Consider the following 25553-nt stretch of genomic DNA (forward strand, 5'->3'; position numbering starts at 1 on the left):
TTAAAAAAGAGTAAGTAAGGAAGTGGAGGTGCAGTTATGGTATGTAGTTTTTTAAAATTGCTGGATTAATCTTAATATAATTCAGAATATTTTGTCAAATAAAAATATGACAAATAAAATGCGGATTAATAGGGGAAACTACTTGCAGAAATGGACGGGGGTTAACGACCCACTGATTAAAGTTAAAGTAGGAGCAGATGCTATGTTATTTTATTTTGAACTTGTCGTCATTTTACTTTGTACGAAATTAGCTGGTGACATTAGTGTAAGACTTGGTCAGCCTTCTGTACTTGGTAAGTTAATTGTCGGTATTATTATCGGTCCGGCTGTACTTGGTATTATTAATAGTTCTGAACTGATTGATGAATTGAGTGAGATTGGTGTTTTGTTACTTATGTTTATGGCGGGACTTGAAACAGATTTAGAAGAGTTAAATCGGAATTTGAAATCGTCGTTTGCAGTAGCGGCCGGTGGAATTATTTTTCCTTTCATCGGTGGTTATGTAACAGGATTGCTGTTTGGATTAATACAATCCCATGCCATTTTTTTAGGGTTATTACTTTGCGCAACATCGGTTAGTATTACGGTGCAGACGCTACGTGATCTAGGAAAAATGAATACGAGAGAAAGTACAACAATTTTAGGTGCTGCCGTATTTGATGATGTCATTGTCGTTATTTTATTAGCATTTGTAATGAGTTTTTTAGGAACACAAGATGTGAATATAACACTTGTCATTGTAAAGAAAATTATTTTCTTTGTAAGTATTGTTTTTATTGCTTGGAAAGTCGTTCCTTGGATTATGAAAATGCTTGTCCCGCTTCGTGTAACAGAAGCGTTAATTAGCGCAGCTCTTATTATTTGTTTCTCGTTTTCGTATTATAGTGAAATGATGGGAATTGCAGGCATTATTGGAGCATTTGCAGCAGGAATTGCTATTTCTCAAACAGAGTATAAGCATGAAGTGGAACATAAAATTGAACCGATTGCTTATGCAATATTTGTTCCAGTATTCTTCGTAAGTATCGGAATGGAAATTAAATTTCAAGGCATTGGAAGTCAGCTTTGGTTCATTATTATTATGACTCTCGTTGCGATTTTCACAAAGTTAATCGGATCCGGCTTAGGCGCAAGACTGACAGGATTTAATCGCCAATCTTCTATCAGTATTGGTGCGGGGATGGTATCACGTGGTGAAGTAGCGCTTATCATCGCAGCAAATGGACTTACGGCGAATTTATTAGCGAAAGAAAATTTCACAGCGATTGTTATTGTTGTTATATTGACGACGATTATTACACCGCCACTTTTGAAGAAATATTTTGTATAGACAGGAAGGGCTTATCTGATGTAGGTAAGCTCTTTTTTTATTCCCAAAAGCAATGATTATATAGCATGAAGGGTTTGTAATTATGGTAAAATCTATGTATGTGATATGACAAGGAGAGGGAAGTGTGAAGATTACGAAGGAGAAGGTTATCGGTGTAATCGTACTTATTGCAGTATGTATACCATTTACTGCATGGAAAGAATCAAAAGTGAAAGATTTTCCGGTTTCTATTTTTTCGGAAGAAGCAGATGGTGAGTACGGTCAGAAGCTGAAATATACTGCTTTTTTACCTGATGTTGCGATTTGGATGAACGGTTGGGAAAAGAAGTGGACAGAGGGGGAAAGAACTGTTTATCAAAAAGGGAATCGCATTGTAAATGTGTTTCATCCTCCTGGCGATGATGGTTATTACCTTCTTGAAGCAAGAGAAAATAAGTGAACGCAACCGTAAGAAGTGGAGGTTAAATAGTGAAAGCTTCAACATTACTATTTAAAATTGAAAGTAATATGGATCAATTTTCACCAGCTGAGAAGAAGGTTGCCATGTACATAATGGAGAATGCAGAGATTGTACCGAATTTAACGACGAAAGAAGTGTCAACGAATGCAGGCGCAAGTGAAGCGAGTGTCGTTCGCTTTTGTAAATCGATTGGAATCGGAAGTTTTAAAGCATTTAAGATAGCACTCGTTCGTGAATTAACGATTGCTGATTATAATATTAACGATTTTTCAGTGATGAATACAGAAGATGGACCGTATGATTTATTTAATAAAGTTACTTATGTGAATAAAGCTGCAATTGAGGCGAGTGTTACTGCAATAGATAAGAGGGAACTTGAGAAAGCAGCGGATCGTATTGTCAATGCGGGAAAAATTATATTTTACGGAGTAGGCGGATCAGCTACGCCAGCAATGGACGGGGCTTATAAATTTACGCGGCTTGGATTTACAGCGATGATGCTATCTGATTTTCATATGATGTTGCCACTTGTGACGAATTTAAAAGAAGGCGATATATTTGTTGCGATTTCAACATCTGGTCGAACGAAAGATGTGCTTGAAATGGCGCAGTATGCAAAGAGACAAGGTGCAACTGTTATTGGAATTACGAAATTAGATCAATCATCACCCCTATATAAAGAAGCGGATATTCGCCTTTGTATGCCAGATGTAGAACAAGATCATCGTATTGCGAGTATTGCTTCGAGAATGACACAATTGAATATGATCGATGCTTTATATGTTATTACTTTCAATCGAATTGGTAATAAAGTATTGGATCAATTTATGGAGACGCGAGAAGAAGCGTTGCGGTTACGGAAGTTAAAGTAGAAGAAAAGATGAGGAGACTCATCTTTTTTTATCCCGTTAACGGGCAGTAAGCCCCCCCACTTCAAAATTCAGCGGAAGCAAAGAAAGTTAGGTGGGGGATTAACTGCCCGTAAAAGCCCGAGTGGTGCGGGCTAATAATCAGTGGGGATGAACAAAACCCCCGCTGATTAAAGTTTCACTTTATTATCTTTGACAAAAATATGTCATGTCGTGAAATTTTATTTCGTAAAATAAGAAAGAGTTATTGATTTTTAGTTTCTTGAAGTTATAATAAAAGTGTGAAATATAATTTCAAAGAGGGTGGCAATATGTTAGAAAATTTATCGACAGAACATCGTAATGAGAAAACAATGAATCTGGATGAAATGAGCATAAAAGAAGTGTTGCAAAGTATGAATGAAGAAGATCGAACTGTTGCGTTAGCAGTTGAAAAAGAGATAGAACAAATTGAAAAGGTTGTACAGACTGTTATTAAATCTTTTGAAGAAGAGGGACGCTTAATTTACATTGGTGCTGGTACGAGTGGTCGTTTAGGTATTCTAGATGCAGTGGAATGTCCGCCGACATTTGGCACGGATGATAAAATGGTGCAAGGATTTATAGCAGGTGGATTGAAAGCGTTTACTAAAGCGGTGGAAGGTGCCGAAGATCGAGAAGAGTTAGCGGAAGAAGATTTAAAAAGTATTGGATTAAATGAGAAAGATACAGTGATTGGAATTGCTGCAAGTGGCAGAACTCCTTATGTCATTGGCGGCTTGAAATACGCAGGTAGCGTAGGAGCGAGTACAGCGAGCATTTCCTGTAATAAAAATGCTGAAATAAGTAAATATGCAAAAATAAATGTGGAAGTAGAAACAGGCGCAGAAATATTAACAGGATCAACGCGTTTAAAAGCTGGTACAGCACAAAAATTAGTACTGAATATGATTTCAACAGCTTCGATGATTGGTGTAGGAAAAGTATATAAAAACTTAATGGTAGATGTTCAATCCACAAATGAAAAGTTAGTAGAACGGTCAAAACGAATTATTGTGGAAGCAACAGGCGCTAGTTATGAAGTAGCGGCAGAGTATTATGAAAAGGCAGAACGTAACGTAAAAGCTGCCATTGTTATGGTGTTATTGCAGTGTGAGTATGGGGAAGCACTGGAGAAACTAAAAGAAGCGAAAGGGTTTGTGAAGAAGGCACTATAAATAATAGGGAGGGGGATTCTATTATGAAGAAAGAAGAGAGAATGGCCAAGGAAATTTCGGAGCAACTTGGAGGAATAAAAAATATTCGTAGTATTGCTCACTGTATGACGAGACTACGATTAACCCTTCATGATGAAAGTAAAGTAAACATGGACCTTTTGAAAAAGGTTGAAGGTGTTATGGGTGTTATAGAAGATGAGACGCTTCAAGTTGTCGTTGGTCCAGGAACAGTAAATAAAGTAGCAGCTGAAATGGAAGGCTTGACAGGACTACGAATTGGTGAGGTAGCAGATCATCACCTTGAAGATATTGGGCAAGAGATGAAATCAGAGATTAAGAAGAAAAATAATACACCAGTGAAAAACTTTTTAAGAAAAATAGGAAGTATCTTTATTCCATTAATTCCGGGTCTTGTTGCATCAGGTATTATAAACGGGGTTGCTAACTTTGCGAAAAATGCTGGTGCTGATCCAAATGCAACGTGGTTACAAATGTTACTACTCATTGGCGGCGGTATCTTTACATTCTTAGGAATTTTAGTCGGCTGGAATACAGCGAAAGAATTTGGCGGGACACCGGTTCTTGGGGCAATTGCTGGTATTTTAATTTTCAACCCGGCGATGGCAAACGTAAAATTGTTTGGTGAAGCATTAGTGCCCGGACGGGGCGGATTGTTTGCAGTTATTTTTGCAGCATGGCTTATGGTTGTAGTGGAAAGACAAGTTCGAAAAGCAGTGCCAAACGCAGTTGATATTATCGTGACACCACTCATTACTGTATTAGTTGTAAGTATCGTAACGATGTTAGCCATTCAGCCATTAGCAGGTTTCTTATCAGATGGTATTACGAGCGGAATTAATGCTATTTTAAATATTGGCGGAGCATTTGCTGGCGCAGTACTTGCGGGAACATTTTTACCTCTCGTTATGGTCGGATTGCATCACGGTTTAACACCAATTCATATGGAATTTATTAATCAAACACACGTAACACCTTTATTACCAGTGCTCGCAATGGCTGGTGCTGGCCAAGTGGGCGCAGCAATTGCGATTTATGTGAAAACAAAAAACAAACGACTTCGAAATGTAATTAAAGGTGGATTGCCAGTTGGCTTTTTAGGAATTGGTGAGCCGTTATTATACGGGGTGACATTACCACTTGGGAAACCGTTTATTACTGCTTGTTTAGGAGCGGCTGTCGGTGGTGCATTCCAAGCAGTTATGCAAACAGCTTCTCTTGGAATTGGCGTATCAGGGCTATCTTTAATTCCGTTAATTGCTGACAATAAATATTTACTCTATTTCTTAGGTTTAGTAATTGCATATGCTTTCGGATTTATCTTTACGTATTTCTTCGGATTTAAAGAAGAAATGGCAGAAAACATATAGAGAAAGGGATTCCTTTCTCTTTTTCTATTAATAGAAAGGGAGATTTATATGATCGGAGTTTCCATTTATCTTTCAAAAGAACGAGTAGAGAAACAAGAAGAGTGGCTAAAAGTAGCGAAGGAAAATGGGTTTACATCTATTTTTACATCACTGCACATTCCAGAAGATGATCCAAATACGTATAAAGAGTTAATTCAAATATTAGGGAAACAAGCTCTTGCACATGAAATGGAGTTAATGGTTGATGTTTCTCCAAAATCGTTACATCATTTAGGGCTAACATATGAAAATGTGGAAGAACTATTGGACTGGGGCATTACCGGTTTAAGAATGGATTACGGCATTGAGCCAAAAGAAATTGCAAGCGTATCTCATAAGATGAAAGTAGCTTTAAATGCGAGTACGATTACAAAGCCATTTTGGAAAGAATTACTTGCAGAACATATAAGAGTAGAGAATGTAGAAGCGTGGCATAATTTTTATCCACGTCCAGAGACGGGACTAGCAAAGTCCTTCTTACAAAAACAAAATCAATATTTACAGGAGTGCGGAATAAAAACGATGGCATTTATTCCAGGAGATGCGGAAAAACGTGGTCCGTTATATGAAGGGTTACCAACGTTAGAAAAACATCGCAATATGCGCCCGCTTGAAGCGTACTTAGAACTTGTTCAAGATTGTGGTGTTGATAAAGTATTGATTGGAGATATAAGCGCAAGTTTGGAAAGTATGCAAGAAGTAGCTAGTGCGAGTAGAGGGATTATTCCATTGCGTTACAAATCATTTATAACTGATAAAGAAGTATTAAAAGTGGTGGAGCAAGTGCATACAAATAGACTAGATCCGGCTCGTGATGTTATTCGATCTGTAGAATCAAGGGAAGGAAATAGAGTGGTTTTACAGCCGATGCATACAATTGTAAGAAAGAAAGGCAGCATTACAATTGATAATGAATTGTACGGTAGATATGCAGGGGAGATGCAAGTTGCTACACATGATTTACCTGTAGATGAGAAAGTGAATGTTGTTGGAATAGTTGTGGAAGAGGACGTTTCTTTACTGCCTTATATTGGCGCTGGAAAAATGTTTCAACTTTTTCTATGCGATAGAATAAAAGCTTGAATTAGCGCTATTTTGTAGGAAAACATTATCCGTAAAACGGATAATGTTTTTTGTTTTCTTTAAAAAAGTATTTGACGAATGAAATAAAATACCGTATTGTTTTGACTTGTGAATAAAAGTTCACCATAACAAAACAAAAAGGAGAGTTCAAAATGAATCAATATATTGGGAATTTAATTATTCGTATCGTGTTAGGAGTTACGTTTTTTGCACACGGTTTAGCAAAGTTTCAATCAGGTATCGATAATGTAGCAGGATGGTTTACAAGCATCGGTTTACCAGGTGGCCTTGCATACGGCGTAGCAACTGTAGAATTAGTTGGTGGTATATTATTAATTATCGGTTTAGGTGTACGATATGTAGGATTGTTATTCGCTCTTATTTTAGCTGGAGCTATCGTAAAGGTAAATGGAGCAGCAGGTTTATTAGGAGATGGAAAGAATCCAGGATATGAATTAGATCTTGCATTATTATCAATGGGTGCGTATTTATTCGTAGTAAAAGCAGAAGGATATGTAGATCGTTTCTTAAAAGAAAAAGTAATGAAAACGAAGTAAATTTTATTTATAAATGTTGACTTGAAGAAGTATTGTAACTATAATGATTACAACAAATAAATTAAGAGTAAAACAATTTAAATATTTTTTTACACAAGATGTAACTGTATAGGTTACATCTTGTGTAAAAATAAATAAACGGGAGGAAGTAATATGCCTAAATCAAATTTAGAAATTATTCAAAGCACGTATGAAGGATCAGCTTCTTCGAATGCAAAGCATTTAGCAGAAGCCTTCTCTGAAAAAGTGGAATGGACAGAGGCAGAAGGTTTCCCGTATGGCGGAACATATAAAGGCGTAGAAGCTATAATGGAAAATGTATTTAGCCGTTTAGGATCAGAATGGGATGATTATAAAGCAAGTGTAAATACATATCATGAAGTAAACGGAAAAGATGTAATTGTTGCTGAAGGTATGTATTCTGGAGTTTATAAAGAAACAGGAAAATCATTTGAAGCAGAATTTGTTCATGTATGGCAACTCGAGAACGGAAAAATCGTGAAGTTTAAGCAATATGTAGATAGTCATATTGTTAGGGAAGCGATGAAGAGATAATGCTTTTTAAATGGATCGTAGGTATATGCATTACAATTATAGTAATTTTCTCGTCTATAGTTGGCGGAAAGAAATTGCTTGCATATGTGGAAAAAGAAAATAAAAATATTCAAACCCAGCAAGCGGCAAACGAAAAAGAGAAAAAAGCTGCAGAAGAAGCCCCGCAATTTAGTGAAGGTGAAATTATTTCTACTATGCATAAAATGGTGCATCAAAAGGTAAAATCCTCTGAAAAATGGGGATTTGTAGAGATGACAAAAAAGGAAATTTCTAATGTGAAAAGGGATATTGAAAATAGTACAGGTTTTCAATATAAAATGAAGTTATTTTCTATTATAAATAGATGGGAAAAAGGAGATTTTTCTCAAACTGTTGAGGAGCATAACTTTTTATGGAGCCTTCAAGGTGGAGATACTGGTAAGGCGACGGAACGTTTATCGCCAGAAGAGGAAAAGCAGTATATAAAAGAAATGAAGAGTAAATAAAAACATCGCCAACCCAGATGACGATGTTTTTTTCATTAAGAATGTTTTCGCATTAAAGGTCTAACAGGCTGAACGGCAACAGTTTTGAAATGAGAAAATAAATAACACCCTGTTACAACGACAATTGTCCCTAAAATTTGTATCCACGTTAATTCTTCTCCGAGGAATATGAATGCTAAAATGGCTGTGAAAATTGGATTGAAGTTTAGAAAAATACCTGATGTAGTTGCGCCTAATTTTTGTACACCAATATTCCAAAATACCATACAAAGAACTGTCGAAATAAGCCCAGTATATAAAAGTGATGTGATGAAAGAAGTATTTATATTTGAAACAGTGAAGCTACCTATGTTAAACGGTAGTAATAAAATAACGCCGAAAATACCAGAGTACAACGTTGCCATAAGTGGTGTAGTTGTTTTTGTTGCCCATTTACTACAAACAGAATAGATTCCCCAAATACAAACTGCTGCAATCATCCATAAATCGCCACTATTAAAATGTAGTGAAAATAAAAGCGAGAAATCACCTTTTAATAGGACGAGGATAACCCCGAAGAATGAAAGAATCATGGATAGGATTTGGAGTGTATTTACTTTTTCTTTTAGAAATAATACTGAAAATAATGCGATTGAAATTGCATTCAAAGTAGAGATAAGACCTACATTTGTAGCGGATGTTTTTTCTAATGCTAAAAATTGAAAGATGTTAAAAAGAGCGACCCCTGAAATTCCCATCAATATTAACGGAAGTATTGCGGTACGTGGTGGAAGGATTTTCTTTTCTTTAAACCATACCATCGGTAATAAACAAACAATCGCAATCATCCATCTTAAATTTGTAAGTGTCATCGGTGATGCATGATCGACGAGTGATTTTCCAACGACGAAATTTCCTCCCCATAATAAGCTCGTTAATAATAGTAAAAAGACGTAAAAATAAGGCATATTAAAATCCCCTTTGTTGTAATCAATATGAATTGTAAATAATTTTAACATTTTTCTTTATTGTGTAATATATTCTTTTGTATAATGGATAAAAGTCGATAAAATGTTTTGTTGTAGAAGCTATTTAAAGAAATATATTCAATTTTATATAAGTTATAAGGTGTTTTTTCGAATAATCATCGGTAAGAAAAAGGGGGATTATAATGGAATCGTCTGTTATTAAAGTGTTAGATGATTTGGATGTACAAATTTTAGATATATTGCAGAAGGAGTCACAAGTAAGTAATGCAGAGCTGGCACGTCGCGTTAATTTATCACCGGCTGCGATGCATGCAAGAATTAAACGGTTAGATGGGGAAGGTTTCATCGATAAGCAAGTTGCAATTTTAAATCAAGAAAAGCTTGGATTTGATTTATTATGCTTTATTTTTATGAGTACGAATATTCATCAATTTGACAAGTTGGAAGTGTTGGAGAAAGAATTAGAAGCGATGCCGGAAGTGTTAGAATGTCACTGTTTAACAGGAGAGTACGATTATTTATTAAAGGTTGCAAATCGTGATCGTAAAGAACTGGAGCAGTTTATTAGAAAGTTGAATAAGCTTGGTATTACAAGGATACAGACAAGTTTAGCACTTCGTGAAATTAAATATTCGACGGTATTGCCGATACGAAATGAGGAACCGAGCATCGATTAGATTGCTTGGTTTTTTGTTTGTATAAATTGATTGACGAGGAGAAAAGAGAGATGTATTATTATATAAAATTATGAATTAAAATTCATTTTGAGTTATAAATATTAATATTGAGGGGCAAGGGGATGTAATATGAAAATCTGTAATGCGGTGACGAGTGATGTGAAAGAAATTTATAGTCTTATTGAGGTTTATGCAAAAGAGGGAGTTGTTTTACCACGTTCTCTTTTGTCTCTTTATCAATATTTGCAATGTTTATATGTTATGAAAGAAGACGAGAGAATTGTTGGAGTTGCTGGCTTGCATGTATTAGGAGAAGATCTTGCAGAAATACGATCGTTAGTAGTTTCGCATACATATGCAGGGAAAGGGATAGGGCGTATGCTTGTAAATCATGTAATGGAGGAAGCTACGAAAATAAATGTAAGAAGAGTAATTTCCTTAACATATGAAACAGTATTTTTTCAAAAGTGTGGATTTGATTTTATAAATAAAGAAGCGTTGCCAGAGAAAGTATGGATTGATTGTAGACATTGTCCAAAGGTGGATTATTGTGATGAAGTGGCGATGGTGCGGTATGTTGGATGAAAATTTTATAGAGAAAAAGTTCCCACTATTATTTACATATATAGTGGGAACATATATTTCCATAAGAAATGGACAGGTTATTAAGAATTTGAATTCTTTTGTCTCACGGCAAAATTATAAAGTGGATCTTTAAGTTCATAGTTATACGTTAAACCGTCGACAATTCCTACAACTTTATCATTATCATAAAGGTCGAGCATAAATTGTGCCATTTGTTTTGCAGTGTGGAATTTTGGTACAACATTATCATATTGGAATTCATCAATATCAAATGAACGCTTCGCAAATTCTGTTTCAGTTGCAGCAGGAGCTAAAACTTTTGCTTGCAGTTTTGCGCCTTGTTCTTTCAGTTCGTGAGACAGCCCTTCTGTAAATGCACTTACATAGAATTTCGTAGCGCAATACGTAACAGCATCAGCAACAATCGTGTATCCGCCGCCCGATGAAACGTTAATAAGCTGTGTTCCGTCAACCATTGAATAATCTCGAACGAAAAGAGAAGAGAGTATTGTTAGTGCTTCTATATTGACATGCAACATCGTCTCGATTTTATTTAAATTTTGTTCAGCAATTGAGGCGAAATTACCAAAACCTGCGTTGTTAATCCACGTTTCAATTTGAAAAGATTGTAGGCTTTCATAAAGTTTATAAACATCTTCAGTAACAGATAAATCAGTTCTTCGAATGACAACATCCAATTCTGGATGCATTTCGTTAATTTTCAATTTTAATTCGTTTAATTCTTCTTGTCTTCGAGCTACAAGTACTAAATTTTTTCCGCGAGATGCAAATGCTAAAGCTGCTTCATAACCAATTCCGGAACTTGCGCCAGTAATAACAGTGTATTTCATATAAAATCCCCCTAAATTCAAATTCATTTATGGTTAGATTGTATTTGTTAGAGTATACTCTAAGTCAAACGTTTTTTATAAATTTGATACGGTTATAAAATATATGAGGGTAAGCATGTGAAGGGAGTTTTAGTATGTACACAATTAGCGAGGTAGCAAAATTATTAGGCGTGAGCACACATACACTACGTTATTATGAAAAGGAAAATATATTAATTGCAAATCGTGATACAAATGGAAATCGACTTTACGAAGAGTCACATATAAAGTGGTTGCAGTTTGTAATGAAATTAAAACAAACGCAAATGCCAATAGCGAAAATAAGAGAATACGCTAGATTATATACAGAAGGGGAGCATACAACAGAAGCTCGTTTACAGCTCCTAGAAGATCATAGGAAATCTATTCAGATTCAAAGAGAAAACTTAGAAGTTACAGAGAAGATGCTCGAGAATAAAATTAGTGCATACAAAAGCTCATTGGAAAATAAATAGATGTTGTTATGTGATGAAAAATGGATTTGATCTATGAGTATTTCATCATAGTGTGCGGATAAATAAAAAAGAGCAGCTAGCAAAAGCTAACTGCTCCATTCAAGGGATCTCTCCAAGGGGGAGTGGAGAAAATATTATGTTACTAGCAGTATTGACAGATTATTAAGAAATATACAAATCAGATGAAAGAAATTTTAAATAAACTTTCGGCATTGACAGTTTTTAAAATGTTCATGTACAATATATATGAATGACATTCAGTCATTTTTATGTGACAGGATGCAGTTAGCTTAGAAATGGAACAAATACAATGGTAAATGAGGATGATAGTTGTTTTTATATAGTATTGATGAAAGAGTATATTTTTTTAAAACAAAAATGACTGATAGTCAGTCATAAGAGGTGAGAGGTATGAAAAATAAAGCTTGGTTATATGTCATATTAACATGTATCTTTGAAATTTTTTGGGTGTTTGGTTTTAATACAGCCAATACTTGGTGGCATTGGATTATTATTTTAGGAGTTATCGCTGTTGATTTTCACTTCCTTTCTAAAGCGTGTGAACATCTTGCAACAGGGACTGTATATGCTGTTTTCGCCGGAGCTGGTACGGTAGGTACTTTCTTAATGGATGTATTTCTTTTCGGTGGAAGTTTCAGTGTAGGGAAGTTATTTTTTATCGTGATGGTTGTAGCTGGCGTTATCGGTTTAAAGCTAGCTGATAATAAAGAAGAAACTGTGGAAGGAGCTGCTTAAAAATGGGTTGGTTTTTCGTATTTTGTGCTGCAATTAGTGAAATAGTCGGTGTGATAGGACTTAAAATGTATAGTAAAGATAAGACATTAGCCAATGGTGCGATTTATATAGGTGGGTTTGCTACATCCTTCGCATTTTTGTATACTTCCTTCTTATTTTTACAAGTAAGTGTCGCGTATGCGGTTTGGATTGGTATCGGAACAGCAGGTGCAGTTTTGTTAAACATGTTCTTGTTTGGTGAGTCGAAAAGTAAAGCGCGTATCATTAGTGTGTTTCTTATTGTATGTGGAGTGACAGGATTAAAGGCACTTTCTTAAAGATATATTGCATTTTTATCTCCTAATTGTTTATTAGGAGATTTTATTATAAAAAAACGATTTCCTCTTAGAGTTCACTATCATTGACAGTACAATCGATTATCTTATAAAATGAGTGACAGTCATTCAATATGCGTGTGAAAGGGTTTAGATGATGAATAAAAAAGAGAAAATTGTCTATGCAGCTATTGAAGTGTTTCAGGAAAAGGGCGTTGAAAAAACGAAGATTTCTGATATCGTGAAATTAGCTGGCATTGCGCAAGGAACTTTCTATTTATATTTTCCTTCTAAGCTATCTGTTATGCCTGCAATAGCAGAAGTGATGGTTGAAAAGATGATACTTGCAGTGAAAGAAAAAGTACAAAAAGATGTACCTTTTTCAAATAAAGTGGCACAAGTAATCGATGCGGTGTTTCACTTTATAGAGGAATACCGTGAAATACAAGCTTTAATGTATGCAGGTCTTGCATCTACTGAACATATAAAAGAGTGGGAAGCTGTGTATGAGCCTCTTTATATGTGGTTAAGCGAATTTTTAAGTGAGGCGAAAGAAGCCGGTGAAATTCGTGATTCGGTTCACGCAGAGAGAACAGCGAAGTTATTTATCGCTCTTGTTGAATCAGCAGCGGAACAAGTTTATTTATATGATCATAAAGATGATGAGCAAGTGGATTTGCAAAAGGCAGAAGTACTAGATTTTTTAACACATGCACTACATATAAAGAAGTAGTAAGATGAACCTGTCTGAAAAGGTAGGTTCATTTTTGAGGAAAACTGAATGATAGTCATTCACCTAATACTTATGTATGTGTAGAAGGATAGAGTGAAATTCTAATGAGTGGAGGCATCCTCACTCATTACTAGCCCGCAAAGAGCAGGATAAAGAAAAAGCTTCTTGGGTATTATTTTTTGAGAGGAACTTACGGGAAGAGGTGTTAAAAAGTGAAGAAACCGATAAAAGAACAAAAGATGGTATTGGTTATTCTTTTGAGTAATATATTTATCGCTTTTTTAGGGATTGGATTAATCATTCCGGTTATGCCGTCCTTTATGAATGATATGCATTTAACTGGGAAGACGATGGGCTATCTCGTTGCAGTGTTTGCAATGGCACAGCTCATTACTTCACCTATTACAGGCCGATGGGTTGATCTTTACGGTAGGAAGAAAATGATAATCATTGGATTATTTATTTTTGGTGTTTCAGAGCTTCTTTTTGGATTGGGAAAAGATGTATGGATGCTTTATGTAGCAAGGGTATTAGGCGGAATTAGTGCTGCTTTTATTATGCCTGGTGTTACGGCATATGTTGCGGATATTACATCTATTCAGGAACGTCCAAAGGCGATGGGATACTTATCTGCGGCTATTAGTACTGGATTCATTATAGGGCCTGGAATCGGCGGATTTATTGCAGAATACGGTATACGTGTGCCGTTTTTCGTTGCAGCAGCAATTGCTTTTATAGCATGTGTGATTTCAATCTTTATTTTAAAAGAACCGTTAACGAAAGAAGAACTTGCAGAGATTTCTTCTAATACGAAAGAATCAAGTTTTATTGGTGATTTAAAGAAATCATTAAATCCAATGTATGCAATTGCATTTATTATCGTATTTGTACTCGCATTCGGATTATCAGCGTATGAAACAGTGTTTAGCTTATTCTCAGATCATAAATTTGGTTTCTCGCCGAAAGATATTGCAGCAATTATTACAATCAGTTCAATCTTTGGGGTAGTTGTGCAAGTATTTATGTTTGGCAAATTGGTAGACATGTTCGGTGAGAAAGTATTAATCCAAATATGTTTAATTGTAGGTGCAGTATTAGCATTCGTCTCAACTGTAGTCTTTAATTATTGGATTGTACTTCTCGTTACTTGCTTCATTTTCTTAGCATTTGATTTACTTCGTCCAGCTTTAACGACGTTTTTATCAAAAGCAGCTGGAAAAGAGCAAGGATTCGTTGCTGGGATGAACTCGACTTATACGAGTTTAGGAAATATCGCAGGGCCAGCGATGGGCGGAATATTATTTGATATGAATATTCATTATCCATATGCATTTTCAGGCGTTGTTTTAATAGTTGGTCTCGGCATTACATTTATGTGGAGAGAGAAACAGTTGGCTGAAAGTTTTGCGAAGTAATAAAACCCCTTACGACGGTAAGGGGTTTTTGTTTTATAAGCTTAACCCAAACCGTTTTAATTCAATAAAAATCCCCTCTAATTGCTTTCCTTTATCCGTTAATGTGTACTCTACACGAGGCGGAACTTCTGGATATACTTTTCTCGTTATAATGCCTTGAGACTCTAATTCTTTTAGTCGAAGCGATAATGTTTTTGGACTCATACCATTCATTGATTTTTGTAAATCACTAAAGCGTAATGTTCCTTCGATAAGAAGATCACGAATGATTAAAAACGTCCATTTTGTACTAATTACATCAAGCGTTTTAGCGATAGGACAAGGTATGCCAGGTAAACCTTTCGTTAATTCAACTGGATCTATATTGTTCATGGAACTAGCCTCCATAAAATTTTTTTGGATGAATTTGCTTTATAGTATCACAAAACTATACTTTTGGTAACTATATGAAAAAAATATCACTACTTCCATAAATGAAGTTAGTGCATATACAATAGCAATACGAAACATAAAGGATTTATATGAGGAGGTGGTGATTTCCATGGGGATAAAAAAGTTATTTGGATTCCTTAGTTTGTTTGTTATTTGTATTGTGCTTGTAGCATGTGGTGTGGAACAAAAAACTGAAGTCCAGTTATTAAAAGAAATGCCAAGGCCAAAAGCAATGACAATTGATCCCTCACTAAGTAAAAAAGAAGTGACAGAAATGGTTCATGCGGCGCAGCGTTTTTATGCATTTTGGGATACAGGTAAGGAGGAACTTATTCCGCAGACTGTTGCTGAAAAATTTTTCGATAATACATTGCCGAAAGGGCGACCACAAGGCATTGAAGGATTAAAGTTTGCAGCGCAAAATTTTCGTAAAGTTGTGCCTGATATACATTGTGAGATTGAAGACTTATTAGTTGTTGGTGATAAAGTAACAGCCCGTCTTTCTTTTACAGGAACGCATAATGGTAAGAAAATTAATTTTTTTGCAATTGATATTTTACATGTGAAAGACGGAAAGATAACGGAAGATTGGCATTTAGAAGATAATCTTACACTACAGCAGCAACTCGGCTTAATAGCCGAAGAGTAGATCATATAGGGGAGAGAAAAACGATGAAAAATATATTTATTATAAATGGACATGAAAAATACGGTACAAAGGAAGGACGATTAAATAGAACGTTAGTAGATTATATGGTTACTGTATTAGGCGAGAATCATCATGTGAAAACAACAACGATTCAAGATGGTTACAATATTAAAGAAGAACAAGATAAGTTTTTATGGGCCGATGTTGTTATTTATCAAACACCGATTTATTGGTTTAGTGTACCGGGCTTATTTAAAACGTATATGGATGAAGTATATGAATACGGTTTGTTCTTTAAAGGTGCAGATGAATATGGAACAGGTGGTTTATTAAAAGAGAAAGAGTATATGTTCTCTACAACTTGGAATGCACCTGAAAAAGCATTTGGAGATAAGACGAAGTTCTTTGAAGGAGAAAGTTTAGAATCAGCGCTTAGTCATTTACACCGCGTGCAAAAGTTTCTCGGTATGAGTCCGTTAAAGAGTTTTGCTTGTTATGATGTGGTGAAGAATCCGGATATTGAGAAGTTTTTAGTGAACTTGAAAGATCATTTAGATGGAGTAATTAAATAATAGTATGTGAAGAAGGTACTACTAAGGATGTAGTACCTTCTCCTTTTATAAAAACTCACACTTTAATACGTGGATGGTTGTATCCATAACTTCGCAAAATTTGCCCAACCAAATGAATCAATTGTTACGTTTTTTAAAGAAGAAGGGTATGTTTTTCTTTTTAAAACGTGATAGTTAAATAAAATGATGTGTTCTGCTTGTAAAAACTCTTCAATCTCATACATGAGTTCATAACGCTTTTCTTTATTTTCTTCTAGTAAAAATGTATCTAGTAAACAGTTAATTTGTTTTTCGTAGTGCGGGTCCATGAACCGATTTACGAAGCAACTTTTATTTTTAAATACATTTAAGAATGCAATTTCATGATTGGCAGCAAAGACTTCTCCCATGAAAATAATATCAGCATGTTTATCAATAGAGCGATCCATATAATCTGAAACGGGAAATGGGTGAAGCGCTACTTGTATACCTAAACTTTCACATCGTTCTTTTAAGAAATATGCATCATTTGCACTATCTTTAAATGCGAAGAAGTAAATATGTATCGTTTCTCCATTATATGTACTCTTTTTCAAATACTCTTTTGCTTTTTCTAAAGAGTAGGATCTTCTTGTTGCAAGGCGGCTTCTATCAGGGAAGAAGCTTGATGCAGCAATTGTCCGTCTACCCTCTATGTTACGAAGTATCATTTCAACATCATATAGTTCTCTCCAAGCTTTTCGAAAGTAAATGTCGTGATGAGGACCAGGTTTTTTTAAGTTGAAGCTAGCATAAATACAACCTATTTCTTCTATTTGTATATCATGCCTTTCATTTTCCTCTTCGTTTGGTAGTTCATAATCAGCATCTATTTGCACATGGTCAGGAATACCCCAAAATTCAATACGGTCTAATAACGCGCGCTCTTTAAAATAATGAGTGAACGCTTCGAGTACGATATTATCTTCAGAGTAATGAGCAAGTTTGAAAGGTCCAGTACCTATATAATGATGATTTTGAATACTCGTATCACGCGGTAAAATTGCGAGTTGTATGGAACTTACATAGTGTAAGAAAAATAAATTGGGTTTTGCTAAATGAAATCGAATTTGCAGTGGTGATGGCGTTTCAATTTGAACAATTTCTTCTGTTAACCATTCGAAAGGAGAGTGAACTTCTTTTAGTCTTTCAAATGAAAATCGTACATCTTTAGAAGTTAAAACTGTTTCGTTATGAAAATATACATCCTTTCGTAAATAAAAAGTCCATGTCAGCCCGTCTTCACTTAATTCCCACGTATGCGCAATGTGCGGTTCCATTTTTTCCGTAACATCGTTATAAACGACTAACGTATCAAAAATTTGACTCGTAAGATGGCTCTCTGTAGTTACAGCCACAAAAGCCGGATCTAATGGGACTATCTTTCTCGATATAGGAATTTTTAATATGTCGTACATATCATTTGAAGGTTCGTATCCAAAATGATGATGTAGTTTATTTTCTATCTTTTTTTGAAGTGCAAGGGGGAGGGGTTCTTTTAAAAGAAGAAAAACATCCTTTAATTTTTCTTGCGCTAACAGTTCATCTGTATAGGATTCAATCGCTTCTACGAAATTATGTATAAATAGAATTTCCGTTTTATTTCCGCGGCCTCGCCCTGGAGTCCAGCTAATTAATTGTTCCTCGCTCATTTTCTTTAATAAAATCTTTACGTTTTTCGTACTGCAATATAAAACATCCGTTAATTCTTGTAAGCTATTTCGCATATGCTGTTGATCTTGTGCATGTAGTCTTAGTCTAATGTAATAGTCCATAATTTTCATATATACACTTCCTTCTAATATAAAAGGGGAAATTCTTTAGAATATTCTAACCTTTTTCTTCCTTTTTTTCAAAGTAAAATAAGTAAGCATAAGGAGGGGGAAACAATGGGGTTTTGGAGTATGCATCGAAATATAAAGATTAGAATTATAACTTCGTTTTTAACACGTACTGTGTCCACGATGATTTTTCCATTTATGGCGATTTATTTTTCAATAAAGTTAGGTAGTGCGATTGCTGGTGCGTTACTACTTATTAATGTCATAGCTTCATTAGTAATTGGTTTATACGGTGGATATGTTGGAGACCGGCTTGGGCGTAAAAAAGTGATGATTATCGGTCAAAGTATACAAGTCATTTCCATTGCTTGTATGGGAGTTGCGAATTCGGATTATGTAGATTCACCGTGGTTAACATTTATCTTTATGCTAGTGAATAGTTTAGGATCTGGACTTATGAATCCTGCGACAGAGGCGATGTTAATTGATGTGAGTACACCTGAGAATCGAAAAGTGATGTACAGCATTAATTATTGGGCTATTAATTTATCCATTGCGATTGGAGCAATATTTGGTGGATTACTATTTGAAAACTATAGATTGCAATTGTTTATCGTATTAACGCTTGTTGCAATTATTACTTTATATGTGATGGCTGTATATATGGAAGAAGTGTATGTAGTGAGAAAAACAGTAGAGAAGAAAAATGTATTAAAAGATATGGCAGATAGTTATAAAGTTGTAATGAAAGATAGAGCGTTTTTAATTTTTTGTGCAGCGAGTATATGTACATTGTCTTTAGAGTTTCAAATTAATAATTATTTAGGTGTTCGCTTGCAGAAGGAATTTGAAACGGTGCACTTTTTATTCGGGAATGGTATTACGTTTGATTTAACAGGGATTCGCATGCTGAGCTGGATTTCTGCAGAGAATACAATTTTAGTTGTGTTATGTTCAGCACTTCTTATTAAAATGCTGAAAAGCTTCAACGATTTGAAAATCTTATATGTAGGTTTATTCATTTATACAATTGGATTTACAATACTCGGAACGAGCAATAGCTTATGGATTTTATTAATTGCAGGGCTTTTCCAAACAGTAGGCGAGATGATGTATGTGCCAGTGCGTCAATCTATTATGGCAGATATGGTGCCAAATGAGGCGAGAGGTTCATATATGGCGATTAACGGAATGGTTTTTCAAGTGGCAAAAATGAACGGGGCATTAGGTGTTATGCTAGGTTCATTTCTTGCATCTTGGGGCATGAGTGCTCTGTATTTTATCGTTGGTATGAGCAGTATTTTATTATTTATGAAGGCGATAGGGAAAGAGAAGTATGAGGATGAGAGAAATGTTTCTCAAATTGGATGAAACTATATAAAAGCGAACCAGTTATACTGGGACTCGCTTTTTATATAATTTTTAGAACGGGTCAACTTCAGCTAAATCAGGGTTAGCATTCGGATTTGTTAATAAGGTTTTCAGCTCACCTACTTCTGAGAGAGCAACGAGGATATAACCACTAATAAGGACGATGAGTCCAATGACCCGTAATGTTTGCAGTGTAATATCACGGCTATTGTTTTCGGAGTTGTCTTGGGGCGGAGAAGGTGGATTATTGTTCATAGTTAGGCTCCCATCTTTTGTATTTATATATGTGCGAAATCATTATTTAACTTATGGATAGGAATCGTATAGTCATTTTCACTATATGAGAACTGCCTATGAAAAGTGATTAGAAGTTTTAGGGAGAGAAAAGAGGGTGTATAAAAAAATCATTAAAAATGATATTCTTTTTTGTTTTTCATACAAATAAAAAGGTTAATCAAAGTAGCTAAATAGCTACTTTGATTAACCTCTAATAACTATCCTAATATACGCAACGATTCTTCAATAAACGCTGGGATGTCTTCCGGTTGTCTACTTGTTACTAGCTGATTTTGGCATACAACTACTTCTTTATCGTGAAAGTTTCCGCCGGCGTTTTTTAAATCGACTTCAATAGATTTATATCCAGTGACATCACGTCCTTCAAGTGTTTGTGCAGTGATGAGTAGCTGAGGTCCGTGACAAATAGCGAAAACGGGTTTGTCCGCATCCATAAATGCTTTACTAAAGCGAACAAAACGTTCATCTGCACGAAGTATATCTGGGGAGAACCCGCCTGGTATGAAGAGGGCATCAAAGTTCTCTGGAGAAACATCATCAATACTTTTATCAATCACGACTTCACTTTTTCCTTGTTTACCGTGTACCGTTTTCCCTTTTTCCATTTCAATAGTTGTTAATTTATATCCCTTTTGTTTAAAAGCTTCTACTGGCTCTGTGTATTCTGTGTCCTCGAAATAATCCGTTATTAAAATAGCAATTTTTTTACTCATTCTAATCCGCTCCTTACATTATATTATCGGTTCCAGAATCGTCCTTGGGCAATGCCTTCTATAAATGACTCAATTGAAGTGTTTGTTAAGTTGTAAACTCCTGCTCCATCCAGTTTTACCTTACTATGGTCTAAAGCATGAGGATAGCTAAGGACATAGGCTATCGGTTTAAAGTGTTTAAAAGTAGTTTCTGCAAATTCTAAAACAGGGGGTTGAATGGCAGATTCGCTACTAAACACTAATACCGCATCAAAAAGGGAGGAGTCTGCAGTTGTATAAGTATCCGTTACTTTGATGGAATCATTGAACTGATAAATTTTATTATCTATGATGCTATAGTTAATTCGGTGCTGTGCAAAAGCTTGAATCCATTCAGACAGAAGGGAGACGCTTGGGTCACCATTTAATAGAATTGCAACATTTTTGGAATCAGATTTAAAAATAGTATTGGACATGCTGAGTGCAGGTGATTTTGCATCTGAATTTACTTCGTGATTTTCCTTAGGTAAAGGAGCTCCAATAATGTTAGCGACTTCTTGTGCTAATTGACGATCGACGTGGTTTAGGAGAGCAATTACATTTGCCTTCACCATGTCTGATTTACACTTCCCAACTTCAAAGCAAAAAGCTTCTTTTATGTGTTGCTTTTCAATAGGGCTCATACTATTGTAGAAAAGTTTAGCCTGAGAATAAAAGTTAAGAAAGCTTTTACTGCGACCTCTAATTTTATGTCCATCAATCTTTTCTTGATAATGTTCATATCCGCCCTGTTCGGCTTGGACGGTTGCTGGTTGATTGTTATTTAAGCCATTAGGATGATAGCTTGTTTGACCGCGATGAATTTGCATTTGATGCATACCATCACGTTGATTATTATGAAAAGGACATACGGGCTGATTGATAGGAATTTGATGGAAATTAGGACCCCCTAAACGAGATAATTGTGTATCTGTATAGGAGAATAATCTTCCTTGCAGAAGAGGGTCATTTGAAAAATCAATACCTGGTACGACATGACCAGGGTGAAAAGCTACCTGCTCTGTTTCAGCAAAGAAGTTATCAACATTTTTGTTCAATGTCATTTTACCAACTAATTTTACGGGAACTTCTTCTTCTGGCCATAATTTCGTTGGATCTAAAATATCAAAATCAAATGCATGCTCATCTTCTTCTGGAATTAACTGTAATCCAAGCTCCCATTCAGGATAATCCCCTTTTTCAATTGCTTCATATAAATCTTGACGATGGAAATCAGGATTTTTCCCAGCAATCTTTTGAGCTTCATCCCACACTAATGAATGAACCCCAAGGACAGGTTTCCAGTGAAACTTTACGAAATGGGCTTTTCCTTCTGCGTTAATGAGTCGAAATGTGTGAACTCCAAACCCTTCCATCATTCGTAAACTACGCGGAATAGCACGGTCGCTCATTTGCCACATGACCATATGAGTGGACTCAGGATTATGTGCAACAAAATCCCAAAAGGTATCATGAGCGCTAGCTCCTTGAGGAATATCATTATGTGGCTCTGGTTTAACTGCATGGACAAAATCAGGAAATTTAATAGCATCTTGGATAAAGAATACTGGCATATTATTACCCACTAAATCATAGTTTCCTTCATCTGTATAAAATTTTGTGGCGAATCCACGTACATCTCTTACTGTGTCGTTGGATCCTTTAGAACCTTGAACGGTTGAGAACCGTACAAATACAGGTGTTTTCTTTGAAGGATTAGTAAGGAAATCTGCTTTTGTATAGGCTTCTAACGATTCATAAAGCTGAAAATAACCATGTACGCCAACTCCGCGCGCATGAACAATTCTTTCAGGAATTCGTTCATGATCAAAATGGGTCATTTTCTCGCGAAAGTGGAAATCCTCCATTAAGGTTGGGCCTCTTAAGCCCATCTTTAAAGAAAATTCATCTTCGGCTATTTTTACCCCTTGGTTTGTTGTTAAAGCATGTTTGCATTGATTGTCCGTAACGTGATGCTTCAATTGTTCCGTTTTTTTATTCACAATATAGGCCCCTCCTTTACTCTGTTAATTTAATAAATACCCTTTTTATTAGGACGTAAACATGTATTATCGTTTTTGTATGTGAAAATCATAAAATATCGGTTGTTTCGATGATTCTTGTTTGAGGAAGCAAAATAAAAAAGCCAAGGAGATAATTTATTTGCTCCTTGGCTTTTAAGATATTTCTTTTCGTTAAAACGAAGAAACGCGTTGCTTCGTTTTTGGTACAATAATAAATTTGATCCAGAGTAACCCGATAATCATAATGATAAGGCTATGTAAAATTTGTCCTGTAGCAAGGAGTATAACAATTGAAAATATAATGAGTTGAATGATTAGCAATATAAAGATTAAGCGAAGAAATTGATTCATTCTTTCTTCAGTATGGATTGGATATAATGCTATAATAATATTTCCCGAAAAATATTTCCACAGTGAACGGAGCTGCATAGAAATCATATATAGAACGATGTAAGCGATAGCGCCTTTTACGTATATATTTGGTATGAAATATAAGGCGAAAGCACCAATCAATCCTAAGCGAATATATATACCGAAATAATCATTTCCACGTAAAAATGCTAGTGTATGTAAGTAGAAGAAAGTTGCTCGTTTTTTATGTAATAAAGGTTCAATCCAATTTGTAAGCCATTTTCTTTTATTTACTTGCTTATTTAGTTGCGGAACATCTGTGAAAATGCTAGCAAATTGATAAAAACGAACGTTCATTTTTTCTTCTTGCTCGATTATGTAATCCCACGGTATTCGTTTTGTAGGCTGTTTTTTCGTGTATAGAAGCAGGAAAGCAAGTAGTAAGAGTAATCCGCCTAATATGAGAACATTTGACGCATAAAACAGCATATAAATAAGGAGTGCGTTACAAGCAATACGAATGATAAGCCATATGTTCTTTTCATGACTATCACGCCACATCCAATGTATGTACATGTTCCAGGCTTTCGTAATCATTAACACGATAAAGATTGTACATAAAAAAGGTACAGTTAATTGCAATGATTGCATAGCAAGTGGAACGAGAATAAGGAACGTAAATAATAATGGAAAAAGCTGAATGATGTAATTGTATAGAAGAGATTTTTTGAAATAGGATGTTAGTTTCTCTTCTAATGCAAGCAAATAGACAGCATCAGGTTTTTGAATAAATGTACGGATAGGGCATCTCGTTATAATGAACGTAAGTACAATCGTTATAATTATTAAAGATATTCCTTTAGAAGGAGATGCTTTTAGAAATTGAGCATAATAATATGCACCAACGCATGAAATAAAGATAAAGCTATATAGTAAACCGTTAATCATACGTGCAAAGTATGTAATGATATTTTGAATATGTTGTTGGAAACGGCTGCTCCATAGTGATTCGATTGACATGTTTTTCACCTCTTTGTTCTATTATATATGTTTTGCAAAAGAAAAAACGAGCAAATTGCGTTATGCAACTTGCCCGTCTTTCTTTTCGTTATTTTTTTTCTGATCACGATTCATTAATGGATAGAAGGCAAAGCCGATTACGAATAAACCAATTCCGAGAAGGAATGTTTTTATATCGGCTGCACCCGTTTTAATAACCCATAGTGCGTAGCAAAGTGCAATCACTGCAACTATGCCGTCCGTAATCCTTGCCCGCATTTCATTTTTATACGTTTCACCAGTTACGACTAGTTTTAGCTGGAAGATTGGTGAAACGAGATATGGAATGAGGTATGCTAGTGTTGATACAGTAATAACGAATGTATAAGCTTCCGCAATGGTTCCTGATAATGTTGAGAATAGGAATACTTGCGACATAATGTTTGTTAATCGTAATGAGTAAATTGGACTTCCTTTTTTATTTGTTTTCGTGAAGAAGGAAGGGAAGAAACCTTCTTTTGCTGCTTGATAAGGTACTTCTGAGCTTAATAAAATCCAGCCTAAGATAGAACCGAACAGGGAAGTAAGAGCAAGTAATGCCATCAGTTTCCCGCCGCCGTGACCCATTGCAGCGTTTAGTGCATCTGCTAATGGACGTTCAGAAGCTTGTAATTTATCAACGTGAAGTACACCCATTGTTAAAATTGTAATTCCTAAGTAGATGGCAACTGTAATAAGTAATCCCGCAACTGTTGCGCGTTTTACCGTTTTTGGAGAAACAGCACGGTTGGATAAAAGAACGGCTGATTCAATTCCGATAAACGCCCAAAGCGTTGTAAGAGCAGCTAAATTCACTTGTGAAAGAAGACCGTGTGATGCCCCTGATTTATCAATCATCGGTGTGTACCATTGTCCAAATTTAGAAGCTTCGAATGCAAATAACGTAACGACGATGAATAAAAGGAATCCAGTTACTTTCGTTGTTGTTGCTAAGAAGTTTAGTTTTCCAGCTCCGCTTACACCGTTTGTTAATATAATATGAGTTCCCCAAAGTAAGATGGAACAAATCGTAAATGTAATTAGTTTTCCGACTTCTACGTTAAACGAACCGATTGAAAATAGTAGTCGCGTATCTTTCATAATTGGGAAGAAGAGTGATAAATATCCCGCAAATGATGTAATGATGGCAACGTTACTTGCCCAGTTTGCAACCCAATATCCCCATACCATACTGAAGCCAGCCATTTTTTTCTTTTTTGGTGTTGAGAATAAAGCATATGCATGACTTTGTGGCCCTGTCGTTAAATCAGGACGACGAATTGCTAAATTACCGAAAACAAGAGCTAGCATTAAAACACCAAACCCTGTAGTTAACCAAGCTAAAGTGACACCGAGTGGGCTTGCTGTTTGTGCCAACGTACTTGGCACCATGAAAATACCAGCGCCAACCATGTTACCGACAACGAAAGCTGTTAGTACCCAAAAGCCCCATTTTTTTTGTTGCATAGAAAATACCTCCAAAGTTAGTATAACCAAGTCAAGCGAGGAGATATGTATGTCTTCCTGAGTTAGG

28 protein-coding genes are annotated in these 25553 nt (G+C 35.5%); 19 read left to right on the forward strand and 9 right to left on the reverse strand.

Going from position 1 to position 25553, the window contains the following annotated elements; translation table 11 throughout:
• The first annotated feature begins 106 nt into the window (after positions 1-106).
• The 9 genes from ACS2QP_RS23430 to ACS2QP_RS23470 all read left to right on the forward strand — a co-directional run bounded on the left by ACS2QP_RS23430 (position 107) and on the right by ACS2QP_RS23470 (position 7962).
• Positions 107-1330, forward strand: a complete 1224-nt coding sequence (locus tag ACS2QP_RS23430) for a cation:proton antiporter (protein ID WP_438882905.1) — start codon at positions 107-109, stop codon at positions 1328-1330.
• Positions 1331-1454: 124 nt separating this feature from the next.
• Entirely contained in the window at positions 1455-1769 is a 315-nt protein-coding gene (locus ACS2QP_RS23435) for a hypothetical protein (protein ID WP_000704958.1), read from the forward strand.
• Positions 1770-1798: 29 nt separating this feature from the next.
• On the forward strand, positions 1799-2662 hold the full coding sequence (locus ACS2QP_RS23440) for a MurR/RpiR family transcriptional regulator (RefSeq protein ID WP_000648173.1): 864 nt from the start codon (positions 1799-1801) through the stop codon (positions 2660-2662).
• 308 nt (positions 2663-2970) lie between these two features.
• On the forward strand, positions 2971-3855 hold the full coding sequence (murQ, locus tag ACS2QP_RS23445; protein WP_153581737.1) for an N-acetylmuramic acid 6-phosphate etherase: 885 nt from the start codon (positions 2971-2973) through the stop codon (positions 3853-3855).
• Between the two features lie 23 nt (positions 3856-3878).
• Positions 3879-5243 carry a PTS transporter subunit EIIC gene (locus tag ACS2QP_RS23450; protein ID WP_000711293.1) on the forward strand — a complete coding sequence of 455 codons (1365 nt, stop codon included), beginning with the start codon at positions 3879-3881 and terminating at the stop codon, positions 5241-5243.
• Positions 5244-5291: 48 nt separating this feature from the next.
• Positions 5292-6365 carry a DUF871 domain-containing protein gene (locus ACS2QP_RS23455; protein WP_135277474.1) on the forward strand — a complete coding sequence of 358 codons (1074 nt, stop codon included), beginning with the start codon at positions 5292-5294 and terminating at the stop codon, positions 6363-6365.
• A gap of 152 nt (positions 6366-6517) precedes the next feature.
• Positions 6518-6922, forward strand: coding sequence for a DoxX family protein (locus ACS2QP_RS23460; protein WP_001077751.1), 405 nt, complete (start codon positions 6518-6520; stop codon positions 6920-6922).
• A 153-nt stretch (positions 6923-7075) separates the two neighbouring features.
• A complete protein-coding gene (locus tag ACS2QP_RS23465; RefSeq protein ID WP_135277472.1) occupies positions 7076-7477 on the forward strand; it encodes a nuclear transport factor 2 family protein in 402 nt (133 codons plus the stop codon).
• The gene (locus ACS2QP_RS23470; RefSeq protein ID WP_135277470.1) at positions 7477-7962 is read left to right on the forward strand and encodes a PRK06770 family protein; all 486 of its coding nucleotides are present in this window, start codon (positions 7477-7479) and stop codon (positions 7960-7962) included. Before ACS2QP_RS23465 ends, ACS2QP_RS23470 begins: the two co-directional genes overlap by 1 nt.
• 35 nt (positions 7963-7997) lie before the next feature.
• Here the strand turns inward: ACS2QP_RS23470 and ACS2QP_RS23475 are convergent, their stop codons facing one another.
• Positions 7998-8909: a DMT family transporter gene (locus ACS2QP_RS23475; RefSeq protein ID WP_001146242.1), complete on the reverse strand. Its 912-nt coding sequence runs from the start codon at positions 8907-8909 to the stop codon at positions 7998-8000.
• Positions 8910-9112: 203 nt separating this feature from the next.
• Between ACS2QP_RS23475 and ACS2QP_RS23480 the strand changes: the two genes are divergently transcribed.
• Complete coding sequence (locus tag ACS2QP_RS23480) at positions 9113-9607, forward strand: Lrp/AsnC family transcriptional regulator (RefSeq protein ID WP_153581732.1); 495 nt, start codon at positions 9113-9115, stop codon at positions 9605-9607.
• A 129-nt stretch (positions 9608-9736) separates the two neighbouring features.
• Entirely contained in the window at positions 9737-10192 is a 456-nt protein-coding gene (locus ACS2QP_RS23485) for an N-acetyltransferase (protein WP_000686663.1), read from the forward strand.
• An 80-nt stretch (positions 10193-10272) separates the two neighbouring features.
• Here the strand turns inward: ACS2QP_RS23485 and ACS2QP_RS23490 are convergent, their stop codons facing one another.
• Positions 10273-11043, reverse strand: coding sequence for an SDR family NAD(P)-dependent oxidoreductase (locus ACS2QP_RS23490; protein ID WP_000878078.1), 771 nt, complete (start codon positions 11041-11043; stop codon positions 10273-10275).
• Positions 11044-11177: 134 nt separating this feature from the next.
• Between ACS2QP_RS23490 and ACS2QP_RS23495 the strand changes: the two genes are divergently transcribed.
• From ACS2QP_RS23495 to ACS2QP_RS23515, 5 genes are all read left to right on the forward strand, one after another.
• A complete protein-coding gene (locus ACS2QP_RS23495) occupies positions 11178-11537 on the forward strand; it encodes a MerR family transcriptional regulator (protein ID WP_075677766.1) in 360 nt (119 codons plus the stop codon).
• A 411-nt stretch (positions 11538-11948) separates the two neighbouring features.
• Positions 11949-12293, forward strand: a complete 345-nt coding sequence (locus ACS2QP_RS23500; protein WP_000790626.1) for a DMT family transporter — start codon at positions 11949-11951, stop codon at positions 12291-12293.
• Positions 12294-12295: 2 nt separating this feature from the next.
• Entirely contained in the window at positions 12296-12610 is a 315-nt protein-coding gene (locus ACS2QP_RS23505; RefSeq protein ID WP_000539671.1) for a DMT family transporter, read from the forward strand.
• A gap of 151 nt (positions 12611-12761) precedes the next feature.
• Positions 12762-13340, forward strand: coding sequence for a TetR family transcriptional regulator (locus tag ACS2QP_RS23510; RefSeq protein ID WP_002025356.1), 579 nt, complete (start codon positions 12762-12764; stop codon positions 13338-13340).
• 212 nt (positions 13341-13552) lie between these two features.
• Positions 13553-14755: an MFS transporter gene (locus ACS2QP_RS23515; protein ID WP_075716859.1), complete on the forward strand. Its 1203-nt coding sequence runs from the start codon at positions 13553-13555 to the stop codon at positions 14753-14755.
• 33 nt (positions 14756-14788) lie between these two features.
• On the opposite strand, the gene ACS2QP_RS23520 is transcribed toward ACS2QP_RS23515, so the two are convergent.
• Complete coding sequence (locus ACS2QP_RS23520; RefSeq protein ID WP_438882906.1) at positions 14789-15127, reverse strand: winged helix-turn-helix transcriptional regulator; 339 nt, start codon at positions 15125-15127, stop codon at positions 14789-14791.
• Positions 15128-15296: 169 nt separating this feature from the next.
• On the opposite strand from ACS2QP_RS23520, the gene ACS2QP_RS23525 reads away from it, so the two are divergent.
• Together ACS2QP_RS23525 and ACS2QP_RS23530 are read left to right on the forward strand one after the other, a co-directional pair.
• Positions 15297-15836 carry an ester cyclase gene (locus ACS2QP_RS23525; RefSeq protein WP_438882907.1) on the forward strand — a complete coding sequence of 180 codons (540 nt, stop codon included), beginning with the start codon at positions 15297-15299 and terminating at the stop codon, positions 15834-15836.
• A 23-nt stretch (positions 15837-15859) separates the two neighbouring features.
• The gene (locus ACS2QP_RS23530) at positions 15860-16408 is read left to right on the forward strand and encodes an NAD(P)H-dependent oxidoreductase (protein ID WP_000789190.1); all 549 of its coding nucleotides are present in this window, start codon (positions 15860-15862) and stop codon (positions 16406-16408) included.
• Between the two features lie 62 nt (positions 16409-16470).
• Here ACS2QP_RS23530 and ACS2QP_RS23535 read toward each other — a convergent pair whose 3' ends face one another.
• Complete coding sequence (locus ACS2QP_RS23535; RefSeq protein WP_438882908.1) at positions 16471-18210, reverse strand: SgrR family transcriptional regulator; 1740 nt, start codon at positions 18208-18210, stop codon at positions 16471-16473.
• A gap of 105 nt (positions 18211-18315) precedes the next feature.
• Here ACS2QP_RS23535 and ACS2QP_RS23540 point away from each other — a divergent pair, with 105 nt between their 5' ends.
• Positions 18316-19578, forward strand: a complete 1263-nt coding sequence (locus ACS2QP_RS23540) for an MDR family MFS transporter (RefSeq protein ID WP_438882909.1) — start codon at positions 18316-18318, stop codon at positions 19576-19578.
• Positions 19579-19629: 51 nt separating this feature from the next.
• On the opposite strand, the gene ACS2QP_RS23545 is transcribed toward ACS2QP_RS23540, so the two are convergent.
• From ACS2QP_RS23545 to ACS2QP_RS23565, 5 genes are all read right to left on the reverse strand, one after another.
• Complete coding sequence (locus ACS2QP_RS23545) at positions 19630-19833, reverse strand: hypothetical protein (RefSeq protein ID WP_001063856.1); 204 nt, start codon at positions 19831-19833, stop codon at positions 19630-19632.
• Positions 19834-20072: 239 nt separating this feature from the next.
• Entirely contained in the window at positions 20073-20588 is a 516-nt protein-coding gene (locus tag ACS2QP_RS23550) for a type 1 glutamine amidotransferase domain-containing protein (protein WP_153581719.1), read from the reverse strand.
• Positions 20589-20611: 23 nt separating this feature from the next.
• Positions 20612-22609, reverse strand: coding sequence for a catalase (locus ACS2QP_RS23555; protein WP_438882910.1), 1998 nt, complete (start codon positions 22607-22609; stop codon positions 20612-20614).
• Between the two features lie 192 nt (positions 22610-22801).
• Positions 22802-24001, reverse strand: a complete 1200-nt coding sequence (locus ACS2QP_RS23560) for an ABC transporter permease (RefSeq protein ID WP_438882911.1) — start codon at positions 23999-24001, stop codon at positions 22802-22804.
• Positions 24002-24061: 60 nt separating this feature from the next.
• Complete coding sequence (locus tag ACS2QP_RS23565; protein WP_438882912.1) at positions 24062-25486, reverse strand: amino acid permease; 1425 nt, start codon at positions 25484-25486, stop codon at positions 24062-24064.
• Between the last annotated feature and the right edge of the window lie 67 nt (positions 25487-25553).

The sequence above is a fragment of the Bacillus cereus group sp. Bce019 genome (assembly GCF_051781745.1).
In the GTDB taxonomy this organism is placed as follows: Bacteria; Bacillota; Bacilli; order Bacillales; family Bacillaceae_G; genus Bacillus_A; species Bacillus_A cereus.